This is a genomic window from Paenibacillus sp. FSL K6-1122 (genome assembly GCF_037977015.1).
Classification (GTDB): Bacteria; Bacillota; Bacilli; order Paenibacillales; family Paenibacillaceae; genus Paenibacillus; species Paenibacillus amylolyticus.
In genome coordinates this window covers 2,610,837-2,630,363 of the sequence record NZ_CP150272.1, presented here as the reverse complement: position 1 = coordinate 2,630,363, position 19,527 = coordinate 2,610,837, and the positions used below count along the sequence as shown (strand labels likewise).

Below are 19,527 nucleotides of genomic sequence, written 5' to 3'. Positions count from 1 at the left end.
TATTTGAAATTCAACTTTCATTTGCTTTCTTGAATTCCTTCATCATTTTACGCATCTTGTCCATTCCCACACTCTTAGTCTTACATGAACTTACTGCGTACTCTACAAAGTCCTTGTATTTCATTTCATTAGTGAATATTGCTTTGGTTGGACGTATTGGTTTATCTCCCATACTATATACTTCCCCCTTACTTAATGAATTGAGTTGCCATATTTAATATGTAGAGATTGGCCTCATCCTTACTTTTAAATGTGCTGCCTAGTAGCTTTCTAGTTTTTACTCCTTCGTGTTCAATATTGATCCACAAGGATACTCCATGTTTGAATTCTTTACTGTCGAAATAGACATTTTTAATCATTTCAAATCCACTCTTTCTTGTAAAATAACTGTTTCATTACCATTTAATGATTAGACTTTCGTCGTCTCCGTCCATCTGATATGACCCTGCACTATATGTAACCTCATATCCCTGTTTCTGCAATTGTTCTTGTGCGAGATCACAAAGTCTTTTACAACTGATAAAACCATATTCGTTTAGTTTACTATCCTTATCAATTGAAAGTTGAAAACTACCTCCGCTTGCATACATTTGGATTTCCTCGCTAAGTTTTATTTCAAACTTTTTCCACCATTCAAAGTCAGATTCATTTTGTTTGTTTTCTGCTAATTCTCGCATTGCTTTAGCGCTTTTAATCATATGTATTGCTCCTTTTTATTTAAATGATATCCTGCTTTTAAATAGTTTCCATTCTTCTTAGATATCTATACTGTGTTCTTTTCGCAACCTTTTCGCTTCTAATTCTAAAAATGAAATCTTGTCTTCAATACTTATGTCTTTTGTTATAAAACTCTCGTCTTCATTTAAAATTTCAGATAGTTGTTTGAGTCTTGGTTTAGGAATTGGTCTTTTCTTACTCAACCATCCCATTATGGTTGGCGATGAGATTCCTAATTGTTCTGCAAGCTTTTTATATTCAATGTCTCTATATTTGCAGATCAGCTCTAATCCAATAGTCAACTTGTTCAACTCCTCAGTGCAATCCTGTTCTATATGCTTTCATTTTTTTCAATGCTAGTAATTAAATCATCAATTGAGTTGAATGTATTGCTAGAGTTTGAATACAATAAACGCTTCACTCGTAATAATAATTTGTTGTTTTCCAATTCCCTCAATTTAGACTCGATCACGTCACTGTGCGGATTATATGTGTCATTGCCTTCAGGAACTAGCATGGCATCTCTTTTCGAAAGCCTGTTAAGATAATCAAGTTCTATTTCTATTTTCTCAACTTCAGTTAGCTCTTTTTGAAATAAGTGCTTATCCAATTTAAACAGAGTAGCAAGTTCATCGATTTTAGAAGATGATATTTTCCTTTTCCCTCTAATCCAATCACTTACTGTTTGAGGTGTAATCTGTAATCTATTCGCTACATCTGTGTAGCTTCCACCAAATATCTTGGTGATGTACTCTAGCCCAATACTCATCTTGTTCATCTCCCTATGAATTACTGTTTTGATTAACTCTTAATTGGTCGCAATCCAATACCCTTCGTAATCGTAACGATTTTTTCCTAAAGCTCTGCCGTTAATTGTTTGATAGGTTTTATTCAGCTTATTGACTTCTTCTTTAGTTAATGGCCTAACATTCACTTTTGGAAAATGTACATCCATGAACCCAAATCCTTCGCAAAACATTCCAATGTAAAATTCATCATCTTCAGCTCTCACGCTAATCAAATCATCTTCTGTGCGTCCAATATCACCCATTAGATGCAATGCCCTGCTTCCACCCATCAATACCATGACACGGCTCTTAATTTTGTAAGCTGGCTTATTTACAACTCCTGATGGCGTTTTACGGCTGTACACTTCTTTGTTCATATAAACATTCTCCATTTCTTAATGATATCGTTGTTTCACGTTGTTTTATGTATCCTAAACAATAAAATGTTACTCTTTCCAGTAAGCTGTTACCTTAACTCCATAATCAAATTATACACTACATAACTTACGGTGTCTAGTATTATTTTATCGTTATAGGAGGAACAAATCAGCCTATTATGGCTAATCTACTCAAAGCATCTCCAAACCTTATTCCTTTATTTTTCCTCCGTATCTCTAACATATCACCAAAATTCACCTTATATTTGTACATCTGCTTAACATGAGTTTCAACTATTGTTTCATTAAACAAATCACTAAGTGTTTTTACGGGATTTTCTTGAAACTCTTGATAAATGATCTCAATTACACTAGAATTACGTTGTTGCTCCAATCTAAATTTATATAGTTCTCTATGTATATTCAGCTCAGAAAAATCATTTTTTAGACGCAAATAAAACTCATCTATTTCGTCCTGAGTTTTCAATATGGTTTTCATATTCGATTTCAATATAATTGCCTTTTGGTTGATATCTAGTGCTGCATATAGGGATTCGTATGTCATTTATGATTCTCCTTATGTATATTCTGCTGTAGTTGTTCTGGAGCGTCATTCTACACCTATATTTGATTAATACTTAACAGATCAGTACCTTAAACTGCCAGTTAAGCACTCTCTTTCATGAGGGTGCTTTTGTTATGTCTGTTTTTTGTTACCCAAACGGTAACACCCTTCTAAATTTAAACCAAATACTGTCTGTTGTCAACTGATTTTGTATAAAGGGGGATTCTCTATGGTTTCTCGTAGACTAAAGATACATTTAGGAAATTTACTTGATAGCAAAGATATATCAGCTAGAGAACTATCAAGACGTACAGGAGTTCGTCATGTGACCATAAGCAAGATTATCAATGGTGAAGCTATATACATATCGTTTGAAAATATTGAAAAGATCTGCATTGAGTTAGAAATTGATGTAAATGAAATTATGTCCATGATCGAAGAAAATGAATAAGAGTACAGCAATATGGTTTGCTGGAAATTGTATGGCTGTCATTGCATATTTGCTATATGTAAAAACAGACAAGATTGAATTTGTATATGCTGTCCTAATATGTGCACTAGTGTTACTGGTACTATCAATTTACTTCGTTATAAAAAAGAAATAGAAAAGGAGCTGCTTAGTTGCAGACTCCTCATTTTGTATGTAAAAGTATGTATTCAATTTCCTTTTCCAGAGAAGTCTCCATAATAGTAACGTCTCATCTTCTCGGCGTATCTTCCAGCTTCATTCACATCATCAAACAGTCCCAGAACTTTATTTCTACCTTCTATCTGTAGTTGTACTGCCCACATTTTATATCCTTTATTCCAACATACGTTTCTGTACCCAGATTTATTGTTGATGTTCCTACCACTTCTATTCTTTAAATTTTCATCATTGTTGGTTGCCCTAAGGTTAGACTTTCTATTATCCAAAGTGTCATTATTGATGTGGTCAACCATCATATCTTTTCCCACATCCAGTAGAAATCTATGTAGGGTATAAGATTCATTAATTACTTTTCCATTACTGATTCCTAAATACTTAGTCATTTGTGCATAAAATCCATTTATATTATTTTTCCAAGTTAGACATACAGCACAATTATATTTATGAATTTTTTCTAAGTCTTCTGTGTCGATTAGCACATCATACATTTTTCCATTCCTTCTTGTGATATGTAATGTTGTGATGTTTCCGTCAATAGTGTATCTGTTTTTAATGATGATTAATTTCTCCTTTCTAATCAAATTAAAATTTCATTTAGAGTTATCTTCTTCCTTCTTCAATCTGTGCATTGTAAATGTGTATACTGCAACTATAAACAGTATAGAACAGGCTCTTGTAATCATGGCATTATAATCAGAGTGAACAAAAGATATTCCCATACGCACTACATCATATACCAAAAGAATATGTACTACTAACTTAAGAAGTGAAACTCCTCCATCATTCAATTTCAACATCTTCATACCTCCTATTATCTCATGAATCTAAAGTTCAATGGAATACCCAATCTGTCTTCAATTGTTCTGATTTTACTCTTCAGGTTCATTCTCTCTTCCCAATTTAAATTGTCGTTCATTAGATAATCTTCCTTGAGACTTTTCAGTAGATCTCTTGCACTCAATCCTAACACCTCTTTATGTATTATCTTCTCTATCTGAATATAATTATACAACAATAAATATACATATACAAGTATTATTTTATCTTTATTAACGATAAAAGTCTTGTTTTATACGAACAAAAAAAGAGCCCTATCAGGACTCTTAATCTATATATAATCGACCACTCTTAATCTTGGTAAAGGAAGCTTGGATCTGCCCACATCCGAGATGGCAAGCTGAGTTCACGCTGTTCAATAATTTCAGGAGTTTTAATGTGCCCATATAAAGTGCCCTGAATAGTTTCTCCCGGTTCCACAAGTGCAATATCTGCCCAAATAGTATTATTCTGAGCTTGATCTTCGGGGAAGATATCTTTATCCTTATTGAGTTTACTCTCCTTGTCTAATGCAATAATTGCTTCGTCTCTACTTTCCCAAGTTGAGATAATTTTGTTGAAATCTCCAAGCACCACGAAATAATCAGATTCATTAGTAAACTCATACTTTATTTTACTTCCCATAAATATCCACTCCCTCTTCAAATGTAAGATATAGTATATGTTATACCTCAAACGATGACAACATAGGTTTTTGAATCACTATGAAAGACTGGTTTTATTGGGTCTCTATGACACCATTTTTGATCACATACTTCTTTGTGTCTTGAATTTCTGTATGGGTATTATCAACCACTTTGCTACTATTAAGAATCTGGGAGATGAATCTCAGTTTATGTTCTAAATCGGACTTCTCTTTTTTAAGCTTACTGTTTAACTTTGTCTTGTTGTTCAGTTGAGCTTCTTTTCCTTCAAGTAGAACTTCTTTCAATTTAAGTTGATTCTTCAGATCGCCAACCTCTAATCTAAGTTCATTGATTTGAGACATAAGATTAGATTCTATTTTAACATCTCTCAAGACAGACTCTAAGTGAGTTGTTAAAGCCAAAACTACGTCAGAGTGCTGTTGTGTCGAATTGTTCTCCGAAGGCATGAGACTGTCGTATGAAGGTTCCAGATAGATCACATTATGTTTAACTATATAATCTTGCAAAGATCCGTATTTTCTTTTAATTTGATAATACTTCTGTTGAACATTATTTGCATTTCTGTTTAATTTCTCTGCTGCTATTCTTATTGCATTCATTTTTGTCTTACCTTTTCCCACTTCTTCATTGACTGTTTGATTGAGAACATACAAATCATTGTCTGTCCAACTTCCTAATACCTCTCCCTTAACATTATCCGAAACTTTCTCTTCGACATCTAATAAATACCGCCTTACTTTAGTTGCAACGCTACTATCCCTGAGAAGCATACCAATTCTCAATACTGATCTTCTATTATAAACATTCACCATTTTACGAGGTATTCTTAATACTGAATTGTTTTCAGTATTAAAATCTACTGCCTCTTGTCCTCTCAAATATCGTGCACCATCTTCGTCGAACTCATCTCTGTGCTTCTTTATGATTTGTTCAATTACATTCTTATCGACCTCATAATAATCAGCAATCATTTTAACAGTAACATGCTTGTTGTCAGGAAGCATAACCAATTCTTTAATCTTATCTAATACCTCTACACGCCTAACATTTTGGTTTCTCAACAATACGTCTTCCATATATGTATCTACTTTTGCATTAGCCATTTTCATTCTCCTCAATATGTATTATTTATTATAAGATTCAATAAGTAGTTCTAATTTCTGTATCTCAGGCTTTTGTAATGGTTGCTTCCCGTTGATGAACAATGAAAACAATGAATTGCTGATTCCAAGTTTCTTAGCAATAAAGGATTTCTTGATTCCATACTCATCAATAACTTTTTGCGTTCTTTCTTTGAGCGTCATGTGTTCACCTCCTTAAAATATATTTTAATTTATGATTAAAAAAATTTGTTCAAATAGGCATTTCATTTAGACTTAACCAACATATGTCCCGCCTTCAACTTCCATAATCTCTTCCATCATTTCATCAACATCCGTTACAGGCAACTCATTAACCGTGATCCGATCCTTTATGATCTCAATTGTGCATTGGTTCGTGTGTATTGTACATGTAGGTGAGATAGCGAATGTGTGTTGATCCCCTATTACTTCATATTTCAATCCTTCAGCATCAAGTTTCTTAGTGATTTGCTTAACTAATTTATCAATCTTCATTATTTCCATTCTCCATTCTCGTAGAATTAATATTTATTCAGTACCATGAATAGAATTATCATGAATTGCGAGCGTTATACTTTTAAACCCGAATAATTATGCAGTAGTTAGTTCTAATCAAGCTATTTTTTTTATCAATAAACATAATCTGTAAACTTTTCTTCGCAATAAGCTACGCCATCTTTCAACGCTTCAATGGGGTCATCATGAGCTACCATATAAATATAGTCTTCCTGCTGTTTACTAAAGACATAAACAGTGAACGTATGCAGTGGTGAGTGTCCAGCCTCAACATCTTTTTGGTGCCCATTATCAATTTGATTAATAATATCGTAGCTAATTTCTAGTCCTCGACCAGCCCAATAAATAATCTTCTTAGCTAAGTCATGATTTTCTTCAACTTTCATATAGATGCCTCCTTTTTCTATATCATTTTAATTTAAAATCTAAACTCTTCATTATATGAAGGTGGTTATGAATTGATCTTATAAATCTGAATTTGAAGCTGCTCATTTTCTGATCTTGGTAACACCAGCGCAGATAAGTTGTTCGATTTATTTACTTCTGTAACAAAGTTTATGAGATCTGTAACACTATTAGTTGATTTCAATGTGATGATTAATTCATCCTTCATATTGCTATTTCACTCCTTCAATTTGGTCATAAGGTGAATACATACTCCATCGACTCTTGAAACCAATTTTATTACTAATGCTGTCAACGACTCTATATTTTCTGTTTGCGTTTGGCTCCCATTTTGAAACTCCATTCGTTAAGTACTCTAATCCTGTCGGAGAGGTAATTAGTGCTCCTTCCCAATACTCTGTTTGAATCCAGTTTTCAAATGTATATCTCAATGCAATCACTCCTATGTATTATTTTATAAATGGATTGTGCTTTACGAATTTCCCACAATAAACATATTCTCCAGTGTGTAGTGATGCTGTTTCTTTAATTTGACCGCTGCATTCCCATCCTTCGGACTCCATCTGTAAAACGTGGCCCTCTCGCTCTTCTCTGGATTCATAGTGATAAGTTACGTGGATGTACTCTAGTACTTTTTTCATGTATTCACTCCTCTCGTAGTTGATTAAACCTCAAATACCGGAACCCTGTGATACCTAAAGATTTCAAACTTCACATTTACATCGCCCCGGTTCTTGATATCTTGGCGACCCCAAACGTTTACCCTTTGAGTGTCATTTTCATTAAACAGATAAACATATTCTTCAGTATCACAGTCAACCACATACAGAACGTTGTTATATTCTACTACTTCATCAGGTGTAAACATTATAATCACTCCTATGTATTATAGTTTTCTTTTTAAAACAAGAATTTTATTCAGACATTACTTCCTTCCAACTCGCTCTATCGCCATAATTTGAAGTATTTATAAAGTGTGTTTGTGTCGTGCTGTTCTTTTGATTGCCAGCATAGTAGGAGACAATGTTGTCGATTATAACGGTGTTAACGTAAAACTCTCCAAACACTTTATAATGTTTTTTCGCCTTACTAATTGTTTCGTTCATATCTGTAGAGAAAAATCTGTTATCTGTTTTCCTGTTATGTGTTTTTCTCACCGCCATTTCTTTCCCCTCCGCATCTGGATGAAATCACTCTTTTACATACTCTTATAGCCAGAAGTCAAAAGCGTACTTTCAACTGAAGTTAGGTTGCTTCTCTCTAAGATGATATTTCTAAACCAATTAGGTCTATTCAAGTTGTTTTTGTAGAACACTTTTTGAAACACTTTTGTATTTTCTCCATCCGTGAACACAGCCACTTTACATGGAGTGTTTTGCATAGCCTTGATAGTTCCTTCGTAAATTTTATATAAGTCCATGTTCCACCTACCAACCTCTACCCTTCTTTACTGCTTCAAGGTTAGCTTTCGCATGATCAATGTAGTCTTCTTTTCTATGATCATTTCCACATGCACCAATAACCTTTTCCAATTGTTTTTCATAGTGGGCAACCAATTCTTCTTTTGTTTTCATTGTTAATTCCTCCTAATATCTTGATCAAATGAGTATATTATCTAGTTCCAGTAAATCGTTTCTCGTTCCGATACGTTGTTTATGTATTATCTTTACTTGATAAGGTAATTATATCACTATACTATATATTTGTATAGTATTATTTTATTGTTTATAATTTTAGACTACTCATAATTAACTTATAAGTAGTCTTTCTCTCTGACCAAATCTGCATTTTCTTTAATCCACTTCTTGGCTTTGGCTAAAGTCTTATGGCTTTCTGATTGACTTTTAAATCGTTCAACGGCTTTTATGTCCCAATGGATCGGTTCCACGTCCCATTCATGTTTAGATCCACCGTTGTATATTACATAGCCCATGTATTCGTATAGACCATCAAACTTAGTCTTTTCCAATCGTATCCCTCCTCATATGAAAATCATTATATCACTTCATGTATGCTGGTACTTGTTTGCCCTGAAGTTCACACTCTTCACGAAAGCGCTGTTTCCATTTCTCGCCACTTTCCTTGCGCATTGCTTCTAGTCGAGCAACTTCTTTTGCTGCAAACTCTGCACAGATGCGTTCATGTTTAGCACGTTCTTCCGCAAGTCGAACATTAATTTCTTCAATTCGAGTTGCTTCTTTCTGTGCCTTAGCTTCTTTGATTCCTTTGATAAATTTAAACATATGTATCATCTCCTTAGTGGTTAACTTGTTAATGTAATTATATCACCATTTTTATTACCTTGTCTAGTATTATTTTATTGTTATTTAAATGTTTTTTATCTATACTATCTCCTGTTGTCCCCATTTTAATCTAGTATATCCGTCCTTATCTTGCTCCTTGGTCATTAACATGTTTACAATATCAAAATCTACACCAAACCGATTGTATAATTCATCATCACTTATTTCATCATCTTTCATAAATAAATTAAGTTTTTCCTTACTCAATATTAATTTAAGCAAATTACTTTCTATGCTATTTTCATACGTTACATAGTGTATCTCTTTATTGTCTGATTCTGAATCAAAACGTACAAATCTAGCTGTGAACTGATGTAAGCTTGCTCCATTCCACGCCAACTCTGGAACAATGATTTTGTTTACGTAATTGATGCTTATACTACTAGACAATGATTGCTGAGTGCAAACCATAATAGGATTAATGCATTTTTTCATCTCGACTATCATTTGTTTTCTTTGCTTAAGGTTCATGTCCTCTCCAGTAACAATAAACAGTCTACGATCTGGGAATAGTTTGCTGATATAATTTGCATAGCTATAGACTGTCTTTTTAAATCTACATCCGATTACAATGGGCTCATTATCCCACTTACTCAGCTTCTCAAACACATTCTCAAACTTAGACGAATATCCATTACCTTCATATTCCTTAAAAAGGTGTGGAGCGCTGCAACTCCTAATAAGCATATTGAGTTGTTGAAGGATTTCTAACATTCTATCTTTTCTACTATTACCTGTTCTATTTACGTTTCTAGTCATTTCATAGAACTTTTCTATGATCTTTTTATATAAATCATGTTCATGATTATTAAAACTACATGTACTTTGAACAATGTTAGCAATTGATCTGCCTGTAATTTCCTCAAAGGTTCTTGTAATAATCGTTGAATCTATTAGCGTTTTGAGCGTATCGGAATTGTAAATGTGTTGCGTAGCTTGTGACACTCCGAATACTGTTATTTTTTCAGGTATGTGACTTTCTTTAAATAATTTTTGTCCTTTATGATATTGCGGATATGGTTTTAGGTAATGACTATTTAATTCAGTTTTTAATTCCTTTGTTTTCTTATCTTCTACATATATTTCTTTGCACTGGTTTAAGAAATTAACCGAGGAATTATAAAGTAACTGAAATTGTGGAAATGCCTCACCTATTGAATTTCTAACACTCGTACCTGTTGTCAACAGCTTATACTTTGCATTCCTAAATACGTTTAACGTAGCTTTCGTTCTTTTACTTGTCATGGTGGCTATGCTGTCACTCTCATCAAGAACTAAGCCAATTTTTCGCCCATTTAAGCCGATAAACTTCTTTATCTGTCTTTGATACTTAGTGAGCATATTGAACGTTACCAACACAATATCAGACATTTTAATGGTAGATAGGCTTTGTAATGAATCTATTTTCACAAAAGGAATTCCGTAACTAGCAAGTATCGTTTCGAATGTACCTGTGATTGCAATTGCTGGAGCAACTATAAACATATTTCTCACATTGTTGTGCTGTAGATGATACTGAGAATAGGCAAGGGCTGCAAGAGATTTACCACCCCCACAGTCCCACTGTAACAACCCATATCGCTTTTGAAGCATCTTCCCCATATCATCGCATTGTATATCGTTGAGTTTGATTACACGGTCATTCAGAGTGTCGTTTAACTCATATTCATTTAACCATTTAGAGATATATTTATCTTGTGACATTGTTTTAAATGGCTCTGTTTGCTTCTTGTAAGCATCAATTTTTCTTTGTTGTAACTTTTTAAACTTTTGATCTTCAAAAGGATATGTTTCATTGATAATCATATCTACAAATGATGCTTCTTTTACTTTATTCATTTTAGATAGTTGCAATTTCGCTTTATGAGAATAAGCTTTGTACTTTAAACCTGAAGCTGTTTTAACTAACTCTATTGTATCAATCTCTTTTATGTGTTGATTCTTAACTATTCTTTTCAGATATGATAAAACCTTATTTGGTGTTAACCTAACTTTTGCCCACTCTTCATATTTCATCGACTCAGGCTGTTTTTGTGAGGCTAACTGATTAACCTTTTCCAAACATTTAGTATATTTGTCGCTAATTTTAGGATTGCGCTTTATATCAAATAATAGCTTTTTAACGGCCTCCTGATAATTACTATCTTCGCTTCCGCTTCTTAATGATTCCAAAAATATCTTATGCTTAATTTTCTCCTTTTCTTTAACGATTGGTTCTATGTATGTTTTATAAATGAAATCACTGCCTGATTCACTTATGTTTTGAATTGATGAAATAGTACTTTCATATGGTCTATCAAACACAATATACTGACTCTTCTTTTGAAAAAACATTACCTTAGTTCTAAAATTACTTACGCCAACATTCTCAAAAGAATCAGAAGGTAACTCAACTTGATAAATGAAGTTGAATTTATCGTTTAATGTCTTGATCATACCACCATCTGCGAAATCATCAGCTAGAAACGACACAGGAACAATCAAAGCAAGTATTCCTGAAGGTTTAAGAAGTTCACACGACTTCAAGCAATAATATAATTGACTTAGATATTCTTCGTTATTGTAAGCCCATTTCAAGTTGAAGGGTGGGTTTCCCAATACAACGTCAAACTTGATTTGTGGTTCATAATTTCTAATATCGTCATGAGACATGTTTACATCTGGATAGAGATGTTTAGCCACCTTAAATGCTCTAATATCAAGTTCATTTCCATATACGTTATTATGATTAGGTAACCAATTAAAGAAGTTACCCATGCCGCAAGTCATATCCGCGATTAAATCGTCTTTAGATGGTCTAAGACAGTCGATGAGGAATTTAGATAGAAAGTGAGGTGTAAAGAACTGCCCCACCTCCATATCCTTCTTGGCTTCAGTGTATTCATGGAAACTTCTATAGTCAGAAAAGCTCAATCCATGAAGACCGCCGTTCCCTGTGTATGTATCGAAAATGTTTTGTTTCGTTATTCCGTATTTTTCAGTCAAACCATTATCAATTAGATGAATTATTTTATCATTTATATTTTTTCTCTTATTTAATGGAACAGAAATAGTTGTAATCTGATATGCCACTTGTTTAAACTCCTTCCTCCAATTACATAGCTATTTTTTTATATCCACAATATTCAGACGCGAATCGTGCAGCTTCTTGATTGCTGATAAATTCAATATCCAATTTCCCATTTTTATAAAATTTAATTGATTTTACTTTTTTCAATGTTTGTGTTGCATAGCGTTCATAGTTTTCTAATTTTATTTGATTTTGATATCCGCAATACTTATCTTTTAATTCTTCGTTTATTGTAAGTGATCCACTATCGAATAATTGTAATGATGTAAAAATTTTAATTATGCTATCCTCTTTTAATTCATATCTCTTCCAAATCGAATCGTAATGTGCAAAATATCCGTCAAGATTTAGTTTATTACCCTTAATTAATATTTTTTCTCCATATTTGAATATTTCTTTGGTATTATCTTTAATTTCTTTTTCGGCTTTTTCAGTAAATGAGTACCCATCCAATTGAGTAAAGATATTGTCCAAGATATCTTGAAAACCACTCTCAAAATTCAATTTTTTGATTATTTTTTCACTTTCAATTGTTACTTTATATTTATTTATAAAGTGATAACAGATATTCTTTATGAAGCTTTCTTTGATCTTTGTTAAACTATTTTCATAATCATAAGAACTCATTACGCCATGAAAGGAACCATGAGAAATTTTGTTAAGTTCATCATTAAAACCATTGTAGGCCAATAAGAGAGCTTTATATTTTGTTTCTTGCTCTTTACAAAACGTGTAGTCATCATCAGCAATTCTTTGATCATTAGTTATTTCAATATCATCAAACTTTGCAAATATATCGTCAATGGCTTCAATGTTGTTTGCGGTTTCTTCGTTGTTCATAGTTTTTTCCTCCTGTGTATAAACATTTTCATTTTCATTTATATTTTTTATATTATTTTCTCGTATATGAGAAGCTTCAAATTCATCTTCTTGTACTACACTTTGTGAATCGTCATTGCTTACCGCAAGCGACTCAGCATATGCAATTGTTTCAGAAGATTGTTTTGCCCACCACTTACCACCATTGAAACGAGACCAACGAAAGCCATTGGATTTTAGTTCTTCAATTATTTCAGACTCTGGCTTCTCAGCAAAGGAAATTTCAATACCATTCTTTTCTTCGTTCAAAACAACAGAAACAGTTTTTAATTCTTCGTTACTATTTTTGTTTACTGTCTCACCAATTTCTTCATTACTATCATTTTGTTGAGTAGTTTCAATTGCTGGAACATCAGATACGGTTTGTTTGCGCGCTGTCTTTTTGTAAACTGTTTTTTCTACATACTCAGTAACTTCAATAAACTCAATAACGGCAATATGCCCTTTACCCAGCAGGGCATTAATTTTATCAACGGAAAGACTCCAAGACTTATCAATGCTTTTAGATGGTTTATTGTTTTTACCTAACTTTGCAAAAGTGTGATATTTATTAAACTGTTGATCGATGTGAATTAATGTATATCTGTTTCCTTTACTCGCTCCATGAGTGTATCCAACTTTCATTACAAATGTGAATCCTTCTTTGATATATGCTTCAGTAACTCCAGTAACAGATTTTTCAACTACTTGAATTGTTTTAACAGGAACTTTAACAACTTCAGGTTGTAGAGCATCTGCATCAGTCAAAGCTTTTTCAATACGTTTAACCAAAGACATAACTTTCTCTTCTTTTTGTTGGGTTGCAGATTTCTCTTTGTTTTCCCAATCATATGTATTGGTTGCGTAAACTCCGTTACCTTTTGCAATGATTTGACCATCTTTCTCGATGTGCCAACTTGCACCTTTGGGATTAGCAAATACAAAAGTTGGATAAGTTTCGATAACTGTATAAGATGGCTCAACATTGGCCTTTTCCATTTCTTTTTCAATTAGTACAGCACATGAAGCCTTCTCATTCTCTGTAGAAGCTGCGTCAATCATCATAGCTTTTAATTTCTCGATACGAGAGTTTGCAACATATGATTGCTTATTGTAGTCATATTTTCTTACTTCGCGACCAGAATCAGAAAGATTATATTTGCACACATCAACCAGCAATACATACCCGTTCTTAGTTGCGACACCAGACCACGAAGCAGGAGAATAATAATCAACCATTGAATCGGATTCATCTTGTTTATATCCAAAAACTCGCCAACCTGCGTCCACCAATTTATACATGATGTTAACTTTAGCTTCTTGCTTATCTAAGTAATGCATCCGAATCACCTCATCTATTTGATAATCTTATTATAATGCATTTCCTACATTAAAACAAGTATTATTTTATTGTAATTGATGAAAAAGAAAAAACTCTACCTAAGTAGAGTCTCCCTCTTTGATAGCCTCCCCGCCAAGAGTAGCTACCACCTCAATCATTCGTAATAATCATAACCTAACTTTAACATATACCTTTAATACAAACCTGTCAACTATTTAAGTTTAACTCCCCAGATTTCTACCTCTTCATCATCATTCAATGGTTCTGCATATGTTACAACTACTTGTTTACCCTGATATTGTTTACGTAACACCTCTGTAAATGACTTATCCTCTTTAGGGATAGCGATATCAGTAACCTGTAGCACCCAGAAGTGTCCTTCCTCATCCTTTGTTGTATGAGCAACATAGTAACCACTACCCTTCATGTAATACACCTTATCGACTGTCATAGTGGCCTGTTTGGACTCTTGTTCAGTCCCACTTGCCATAGTCACACCAGACACCATCAGAGACAATACGAACACCATCAACAATACAGTAAACTTTTTCACTCTAATACACATCCTTATTTTATTATTTTATTGTTATTTAATCAATGAATTAACAAGTTCAAGGTGCTGGCTGAAGGATAACCCTACTGGCGAACGTTTGATGTGATTTTGTGAGATTACTCTTTGCTCTGGCTGCTTAAACGCTGCATATGGGTTTGTTTTATGTACTGGACTTATGTAGTAAATTCTTAACATGTGATTACCTCCTCTCTATTGTTGATTGTGATCAGTGGATTAAAATTTAAGTTAGACTTGATATCATTCATAAATTGAGGATCAAAACTTGTATATTTAGATTGTTTAACAGTTATAGAATGATTAGATGTGATTGTATTGGAGATTGCATCAATATCAAAATCAATCCAACCATCATAAATTATTACTTCTTGGTAAGGTAAAACAACTTCAGTCCAACTAATCCGCTTACGTTTAGGTTTGTGATTTATGTATAATACATTATTATACTGAGCGTAACGGCCTACTTTTACAGACTCGATAACCGTATGAGTGAGTTGCGGAAATCCAAACTCAGAGAATTTTACAATACTCACTTTTCGTCCTTCTTCTAGTGCATTGAAAATCTTTTTTTGATCCTCTGTCACTTGAGTAGTATTTGCTTGCATGAATTCAATAAGCATGTCAGCCATAGGAGAATTAGAGAATTCAGCCTTTACAGCTTCAATTAATTCATCGGTAACATCGACATTGTTGTCAGTCAAATCAAGATGAAATCCCAATTTCACAGAACCTTTATCAGCATCGGACAAGTTACTATATCTGTCGTCAAATTTGCGAATTTGGTTAGCAAGTAGCTCTGAAAGATAATCCACTTTGTAATCCATGTTCATTTGGTTGAAGTTTGTCATTATAATTACCACCTTATATTTTATTATTTTATTGTTATTATATATTAACGAAGGATCAATGCACCTACGATTGTTTTACTCTTTAGTGCTTGCTTACGTGCCCATTGTGACTTCATAATTGCCAGTTTAGTTTGACACATTTAGCTTCAACTCCTCTATTCGTTTTCCTTTACCTTATATACTTATTATATACGATAAACATATGATTGTCTAGTATTATTTATTCATTATTAACACAAATAAGCCACCTTTTTTAGTAGTGACTTAATGTGTTAATAATTTGAATTAAGCTAAGGAATAAGTAAACCAAATGACAGACACAACGGTTTATGTTGTGGATGAAGGTGAAGCGACAGCCATGGAGTGTAACGGAATGGATCTCGCCACCTATTATTAAGTGAATTATTTTGGAATTAATCGTAAATCCAATATTTCCTTATGTATCAACGTTTTTTCAAGTTTCAATACATCAAAAATAATCAAATATGTACTTTCATTTTCCACGTTTTGGACGCAAAGGTGATCAAAAACCCTTATGTATCAACGATTTTACTATGTTATTTTCTAATTAAAACCCTTATATAAAGGAATATTCCACGTTTTGGACGCAAGCTACACGTCAAAAGCCTGATATTTAGCCAAAATCCAGCATCTCTTGTTGTAATTTGGGTTGATTTGACCGTCCCCCAATTTCCGCCTTCTGTCCTTGTTAGTTTTATCGTTATTGTTCAAACTATATGGCAAATCATTCTTTTGGAAATAAATATTTAATTGATCACAATCTCTCTGTAATCTACCACGTCCATCTCTCAGATCAATTCTTTTTATTAATTCAGTTTGATCTTCCTTGTATAACCGTTTACCTACAATTCCATCCAGATAATCTGATATCGTAGCCTTTTTAACTGTATCGTCTAATACACTGTGATTCACTTGTCCAAGTTTATCTTTCATATAATTAATGTATCCTTCCTCTTTCTCAAGTAAGTTTTTGTACAAAATCTGATCATAGCATTCTTTAAAGTATCTTATTTCATTTACTACCTTCTCATATCCAACCACGTTTTTTGCTGCTTTGTCGTAGATAAGAGGATTATTGCTTCTGCGATACTTTTTAATGAACTCAGCAGATCCAGTTTCAAGTAAATATTTCGCTGGGACAATCGTACGTTCACACTGAACCATCTTCTTGTTCATCATCTTATTGGACATGTCTTTGATAATAACAGTAACTTTATCTCGACCATCCATAATACGCTTTCTGCCCAAACATTGGATCAGAGTATCCACGTCTTCAATATCAGCAATAACATATTTAATCTGTCTATCCTTCAGGTTAATACCATTATCAAGTGTTGATGTGGTGAATAGGAATTTCTCTTCAAACTTTTCATCTGTAAGCATTTGACTAATTTTTTCTTTATCAATTTTCTTCCCTACTCCAGATACTGTCTTCTCAGCACAAACAAAAAGTGAATCTTTAAATAATAAATGTAAATCGGCTGCTCTAGTTGCTGACTTAGTAAAACATATCACCTTTTGATTCTTAGGAATCGTATGTAGAAACTTTTCTAACACTTTATCATTTCTATAGAACAACAATTCTTTGATGTGACTGTAATCATGAGGAACATTATAACTCCTGTATTGAATACCCTTGTGCTTAAAGTACTCAATAGATGAATCTGCTGTAGCTGACATAAAGATCTTTGTCTTTCTGCTATCAGCCAATATCATATTGAACGAGTCCTCAGTGTTGAAGTTAAACTTTGACTCAGTTAAGAAGTAATGAAACTCATCAGATACAATGTATTGATACTTGTCGCTGAAAACTCTACTCTTCTTACGTAACGCACTCTCAATAGTTTGATACAGGAAAATGTCAATAGTATCATTCTTGTTATCCTGTTCAATCTCACGTTGAAACTGTTCACTCAGTCGTGTTCGGTTAAGGAGGAACAGTATCTTAGTTCCCTCACGTTTAGCCTTCTCATATAGAGTGTTCTTGATGAAGTATGATTTACCTACACCTGTACCAGCTTCAATTGTGATAATCTCACCCTGCTGCCATTGTTCAACTTCGCTGCCTATGATGTCTGTTACTGTGAGTCTTTTTTTGCGAGCAATAACTTTAGTCCTCCTTTCTTATATGGTTAAATGAATAATGAATCATATATGTAAAACTCCATTGCTAGAGTGAAAGCGTTAATGGATACAATAATTATACAACTCATTTATAAAATTATCAATATTATTTTATTGTAATTAAGGTAAAAAGAAAAGCCTATCACGGCTTAACTAATGTAAAACTTATTATCCTTCTCCTGTATGGATCGGAAATCAAACACATTCTTGACTGGTTCATTGATTGCAGAAGCCACCTTGATCATCGTTTGAACATCTAAGTTGTAATCATGGAGTATCTGGTTAGCTCGTTGTTTAGTTACTGAAAGCCTATTGCCTAACTCCTCTTGAGTTATCCCTTTACTCTTAGTAACTTCCTTGGCCTTGTTATCGAATCCACCAGAACGAAATATACTTAGTTGCTTATCAATGTATCTATTTGCTTCAGGTGATAAGTATATATCATTACATACGTTACATTGTGTTACTGGTATGTTCTCTATAACAAACACTTTACCATCTTCATTATGTTCCATTGTATGGCTGATTTCGATTAGACTGGTTGAACCACACTCTACACACTTAGTAAGCTTATTCATACATTATTCCTCCTATTAAGGATAAGCACAGATTAGTGCCTATCCATTACTGTAATGATTATAATTAGTTCGTTTAGGTTGAACTTGATGGCTAGTCTATGGTTATGTATGCCACCCTCTATCTTATACGATGTAACACCGTCTGGATTGTTTTCATCTGTTCGTAGTACTCGTTTAACATTGGTTAGTATATCTTTAACATCAGAGTCGGTCATTCTACGTTCATTCATACGTTGCCTAGCATGTAACCTCAGCATGTACTTGTCTTGGTTGGCTAGTGAGTGTATCAGGTTGATGATTTGTTGATGCTCGTTACTTGTCATGTTAACACCTCCAATCCCATAAGTCAATTATACACTTTACTTTAGTGTATGTAAAGTTAAAAATAGTATTTATTATTTTATTATTATAAGTTGAAATTTGAGATGGAAATTTAGGATGGATTAGTGATAAGGCAAATTTGAAATGTAAAGTAAGATTAGGAAATTGGATTTGAAATTGTGAGAGTGAAAATTGAGATGGAGATTGTGTATGTGGTGATGTGTAGGTTGTGTAGTGGATGAGTTGGGATAGGGTAAGGTGAATAGTATATATGTGATGAGTAGTGATAGGATATGATGGATATAGTTAGTATAGTAGTGAGATAGATGGAGATATGTGATAACGGTGAGATGAGTAGATGAGTGATAGTTATTAAAATAGTTATAATAAGTCATGATATATGCAAACACTGTTACTCAGCGATTTTAACATACCCTACTGGGGTATATGGATGTGAAATTTGAAATTTGAAATTTTTTGAGCAATTTGAATATTTTTTTGAGAAAAGTATTGACAATTGAGTAGCATAGTGGATCAGTTGGATGTGTGTTGGTGGGTAGTTCTATCTACCCTATAATATATCTTATATGATACATAGAGCATGGATGGGGGGCTATTTTAAATCCAAAATCGAGTCATAATTGGAAAATAGTGGCCTAGCACTTCTACTCCCACACCCTGATTTTTATTTCATCCCCTCCCATATTATTACCATTTAATTGTAATCTATTTGTAACCATTCACTCATTATTCGCCAAATTTCAATCACAATCTCAATCGCATCTCCTCTCTATTTCCCTTATCTCATCTATGTTTTATAATACATTACAATGTTGTAACTATCGCATATTGTCTCATCTTACATCATA

At 33.3% G+C, this 19,527-nt stretch carries 26 protein-coding genes; 1 reads left to right on the top strand and 25 read right to left on the bottom strand.

From position 1 onward, the window contains the following. Nucleotides 1-395 precede the first annotated feature (395 nt). The 5 genes from NSQ20_RS11780 to NSQ20_RS11760 form a co-directional block, all read right to left on the bottom strand. A complete protein-coding gene (locus NSQ20_RS11780) occupies nt 396-698 on the bottom strand; it encodes a hypothetical protein (RefSeq protein WP_340032538.1) in 303 nt (100 codons plus the stop codon). 57 nt (nt 699-755) lie between these two features. Further along, the gene (locus tag NSQ20_RS11775; protein ID WP_340032537.1) at nt 756-1,019 is read right to left on the bottom strand and encodes a hypothetical protein; all 264 of its coding nucleotides are present in this window, start codon (nt 1,017-1,019) and stop codon (nt 756-758) included. Between the two features lie 29 nt (nt 1,020-1,048). Continuing rightward, a complete protein-coding gene (locus NSQ20_RS11770; protein WP_340032536.1) occupies nt 1,049-1,486 on the bottom strand; it encodes a helix-turn-helix transcriptional regulator in 438 nt (145 codons plus the stop codon). Between the two features lie 39 nt (nt 1,487-1,525). After that, nucleotides 1,526-1,882 carry a hypothetical protein gene (locus tag NSQ20_RS11765; protein WP_340032535.1) on the bottom strand — a complete coding sequence of 119 codons (357 nt, stop codon included), beginning with the start codon at nt 1,880-1,882 and terminating at the stop codon, nt 1,526-1,528. A gap of 169 nt (nt 1,883-2,051) precedes the next feature. Further along, nucleotides 2,052-2,447 (bottom strand): hypothetical protein, encoded by a 396-nt coding sequence (locus tag NSQ20_RS11760; RefSeq protein ID WP_340032534.1) that lies wholly within the window; start codon nt 2,445-2,447, stop codon nt 2,052-2,054. Between the two features lie 229 nt (nt 2,448-2,676). Here NSQ20_RS11760 and NSQ20_RS11755 point away from each other — a divergent pair, with 229 nt between their 5' ends. Beyond that, the gene (locus tag NSQ20_RS11755; RefSeq protein WP_340032533.1) at nt 2,677-2,898 is read left to right on the top strand and encodes a helix-turn-helix transcriptional regulator; all 222 of its coding nucleotides are present in this window, start codon (nt 2,677-2,679) and stop codon (nt 2,896-2,898) included. Nucleotides 2,899-3,104: 206 nt separating this feature from the next. Here NSQ20_RS11755 and NSQ20_RS11750 read toward each other — a convergent pair whose 3' ends face one another. The 20 genes from NSQ20_RS11750 to NSQ20_RS11655 form a co-directional block, all read right to left on the bottom strand. Beyond that, nucleotides 3,105-3,677: a hypothetical protein gene (locus NSQ20_RS11750; RefSeq protein ID WP_340032532.1), complete on the bottom strand. Its 573-nt coding sequence runs from the start codon at nt 3,675-3,677 to the stop codon at nt 3,105-3,107. A gap of 9 nt (nt 3,678-3,686) precedes the next feature. Then, nucleotides 3,687-3,893, bottom strand: a complete 207-nt coding sequence (locus NSQ20_RS11745) for a hypothetical protein (protein WP_340032531.1) — start codon at nt 3,891-3,893, stop codon at nt 3,687-3,689. 331 nt (nt 3,894-4,224) lie between these two features. Continuing rightward, nucleotides 4,225-4,557, bottom strand: a complete 333-nt coding sequence (locus NSQ20_RS11740; RefSeq protein ID WP_340032530.1) for a hypothetical protein — start codon at nt 4,555-4,557, stop codon at nt 4,225-4,227. Nucleotides 4,558-4,651: 94 nt separating this feature from the next. Continuing rightward, a complete protein-coding gene (locus NSQ20_RS11735; protein WP_340032529.1) occupies nt 4,652-5,683 on the bottom strand; it encodes a hypothetical protein in 1,032 nt (343 codons plus the stop codon). Between the two features lie 21 nt (nt 5,684-5,704). Then, nucleotides 5,705-5,884, bottom strand: a complete 180-nt coding sequence (locus tag NSQ20_RS11730; protein WP_340032528.1) for a hypothetical protein — start codon at nt 5,882-5,884, stop codon at nt 5,705-5,707. A 72-nt stretch (nt 5,885-5,956) separates the two neighbouring features. Then, nucleotides 5,957-6,196: a hypothetical protein gene (locus NSQ20_RS11725; protein WP_340032527.1), complete on the bottom strand. Its 240-nt coding sequence runs from the start codon at nt 6,194-6,196 to the stop codon at nt 5,957-5,959. A gap of 134 nt (nt 6,197-6,330) precedes the next feature. Next, nucleotides 6,331-6,603, bottom strand: a complete 273-nt coding sequence (locus NSQ20_RS11720; RefSeq protein ID WP_340032526.1) for a hypothetical protein — start codon at nt 6,601-6,603, stop codon at nt 6,331-6,333. A gap of 468 nt (nt 6,604-7,071) precedes the next feature. Further along, the gene (locus NSQ20_RS11715; protein ID WP_340032525.1) at nt 7,072-7,263 is read right to left on the bottom strand and encodes a hypothetical protein; all 192 of its coding nucleotides are present in this window, start codon (nt 7,261-7,263) and stop codon (nt 7,072-7,074) included. 23 nt (nt 7,264-7,286) lie between these two features. Beyond that, a complete protein-coding gene (locus NSQ20_RS11710) occupies nt 7,287-7,490 on the bottom strand; it encodes a hypothetical protein (RefSeq protein ID WP_340032524.1) in 204 nt (67 codons plus the stop codon). 46 nt (nt 7,491-7,536) lie between these two features. After that, complete coding sequence (locus tag NSQ20_RS11705; protein ID WP_340032523.1) at nt 7,537-7,785, bottom strand: hypothetical protein; 249 nt, start codon at nt 7,783-7,785, stop codon at nt 7,537-7,539. 264 nt (nt 7,786-8,049) lie between these two features. Beyond that, the gene (locus tag NSQ20_RS11700) at nt 8,050-8,196 is read right to left on the bottom strand and encodes a hypothetical protein (protein ID WP_340032522.1); all 147 of its coding nucleotides are present in this window, start codon (nt 8,194-8,196) and stop codon (nt 8,050-8,052) included. A 179-nt stretch (nt 8,197-8,375) separates the two neighbouring features. Continuing rightward, nucleotides 8,376-8,591 (bottom strand): hypothetical protein, encoded by a 216-nt coding sequence (locus NSQ20_RS11695; protein ID WP_340032521.1) that lies wholly within the window; start codon nt 8,589-8,591, stop codon nt 8,376-8,378. Nucleotides 8,592-8,622: 31 nt separating this feature from the next. After that, a complete protein-coding gene (locus NSQ20_RS11690) occupies nt 8,623-8,865 on the bottom strand; it encodes a hypothetical protein (RefSeq protein ID WP_340032520.1) in 243 nt (80 codons plus the stop codon). Nucleotides 8,866-8,964: 99 nt separating this feature from the next. Continuing rightward, complete coding sequence (locus NSQ20_RS11685; RefSeq protein WP_340032519.1) at nt 8,965-11,997, bottom strand: N-6 DNA methylase; 3,033 nt, start codon at nt 11,995-11,997, stop codon at nt 8,965-8,967. Between the two features lie 22 nt (nt 11,998-12,019). Next, nucleotides 12,020-14,194, bottom strand: coding sequence for a hypothetical protein (locus NSQ20_RS11680; protein ID WP_340032518.1), 2,175 nt, complete (start codon nt 14,192-14,194; stop codon nt 12,020-12,022). A 212-nt stretch (nt 14,195-14,406) separates the two neighbouring features. Beyond that, complete coding sequence (locus NSQ20_RS11675; protein ID WP_340032517.1) at nt 14,407-14,748, bottom strand: hypothetical protein; 342 nt, start codon at nt 14,746-14,748, stop codon at nt 14,407-14,409. A 33-nt stretch (nt 14,749-14,781) separates the two neighbouring features. Further along, nucleotides 14,782-14,943 carry a hypothetical protein gene (locus NSQ20_RS11670; protein WP_340032516.1) on the bottom strand — a complete coding sequence of 54 codons (162 nt, stop codon included), beginning with the start codon at nt 14,941-14,943 and terminating at the stop codon, nt 14,782-14,784. After that, entirely contained in the window at nt 14,937-15,614 is a 678-nt protein-coding gene (locus NSQ20_RS11665) for a hypothetical protein (protein ID WP_340032515.1), read from the bottom strand. The genes NSQ20_RS11670 and NSQ20_RS11665 overlap by 7 nt, the downstream gene beginning before the upstream one ends. Before the next feature lie 612 nt (nt 15,615-16,226). Beyond that, the gene (locus NSQ20_RS11660) at nt 16,227-17,669 is read right to left on the bottom strand and encodes a hypothetical protein (RefSeq protein ID WP_340033020.1); all 1,443 of its coding nucleotides are present in this window, start codon (nt 17,667-17,669) and stop codon (nt 16,227-16,229) included. 239 nt (nt 17,670-17,908) lie between these two features. Further along, nucleotides 17,909-18,337, bottom strand: a complete 429-nt coding sequence (locus NSQ20_RS11655; RefSeq protein ID WP_340032514.1) for a YgiT-type zinc finger protein — start codon at nt 18,335-18,337, stop codon at nt 17,909-17,911. Nucleotides 18,338-19,527: the final 1,190 nt, after the last annotated feature.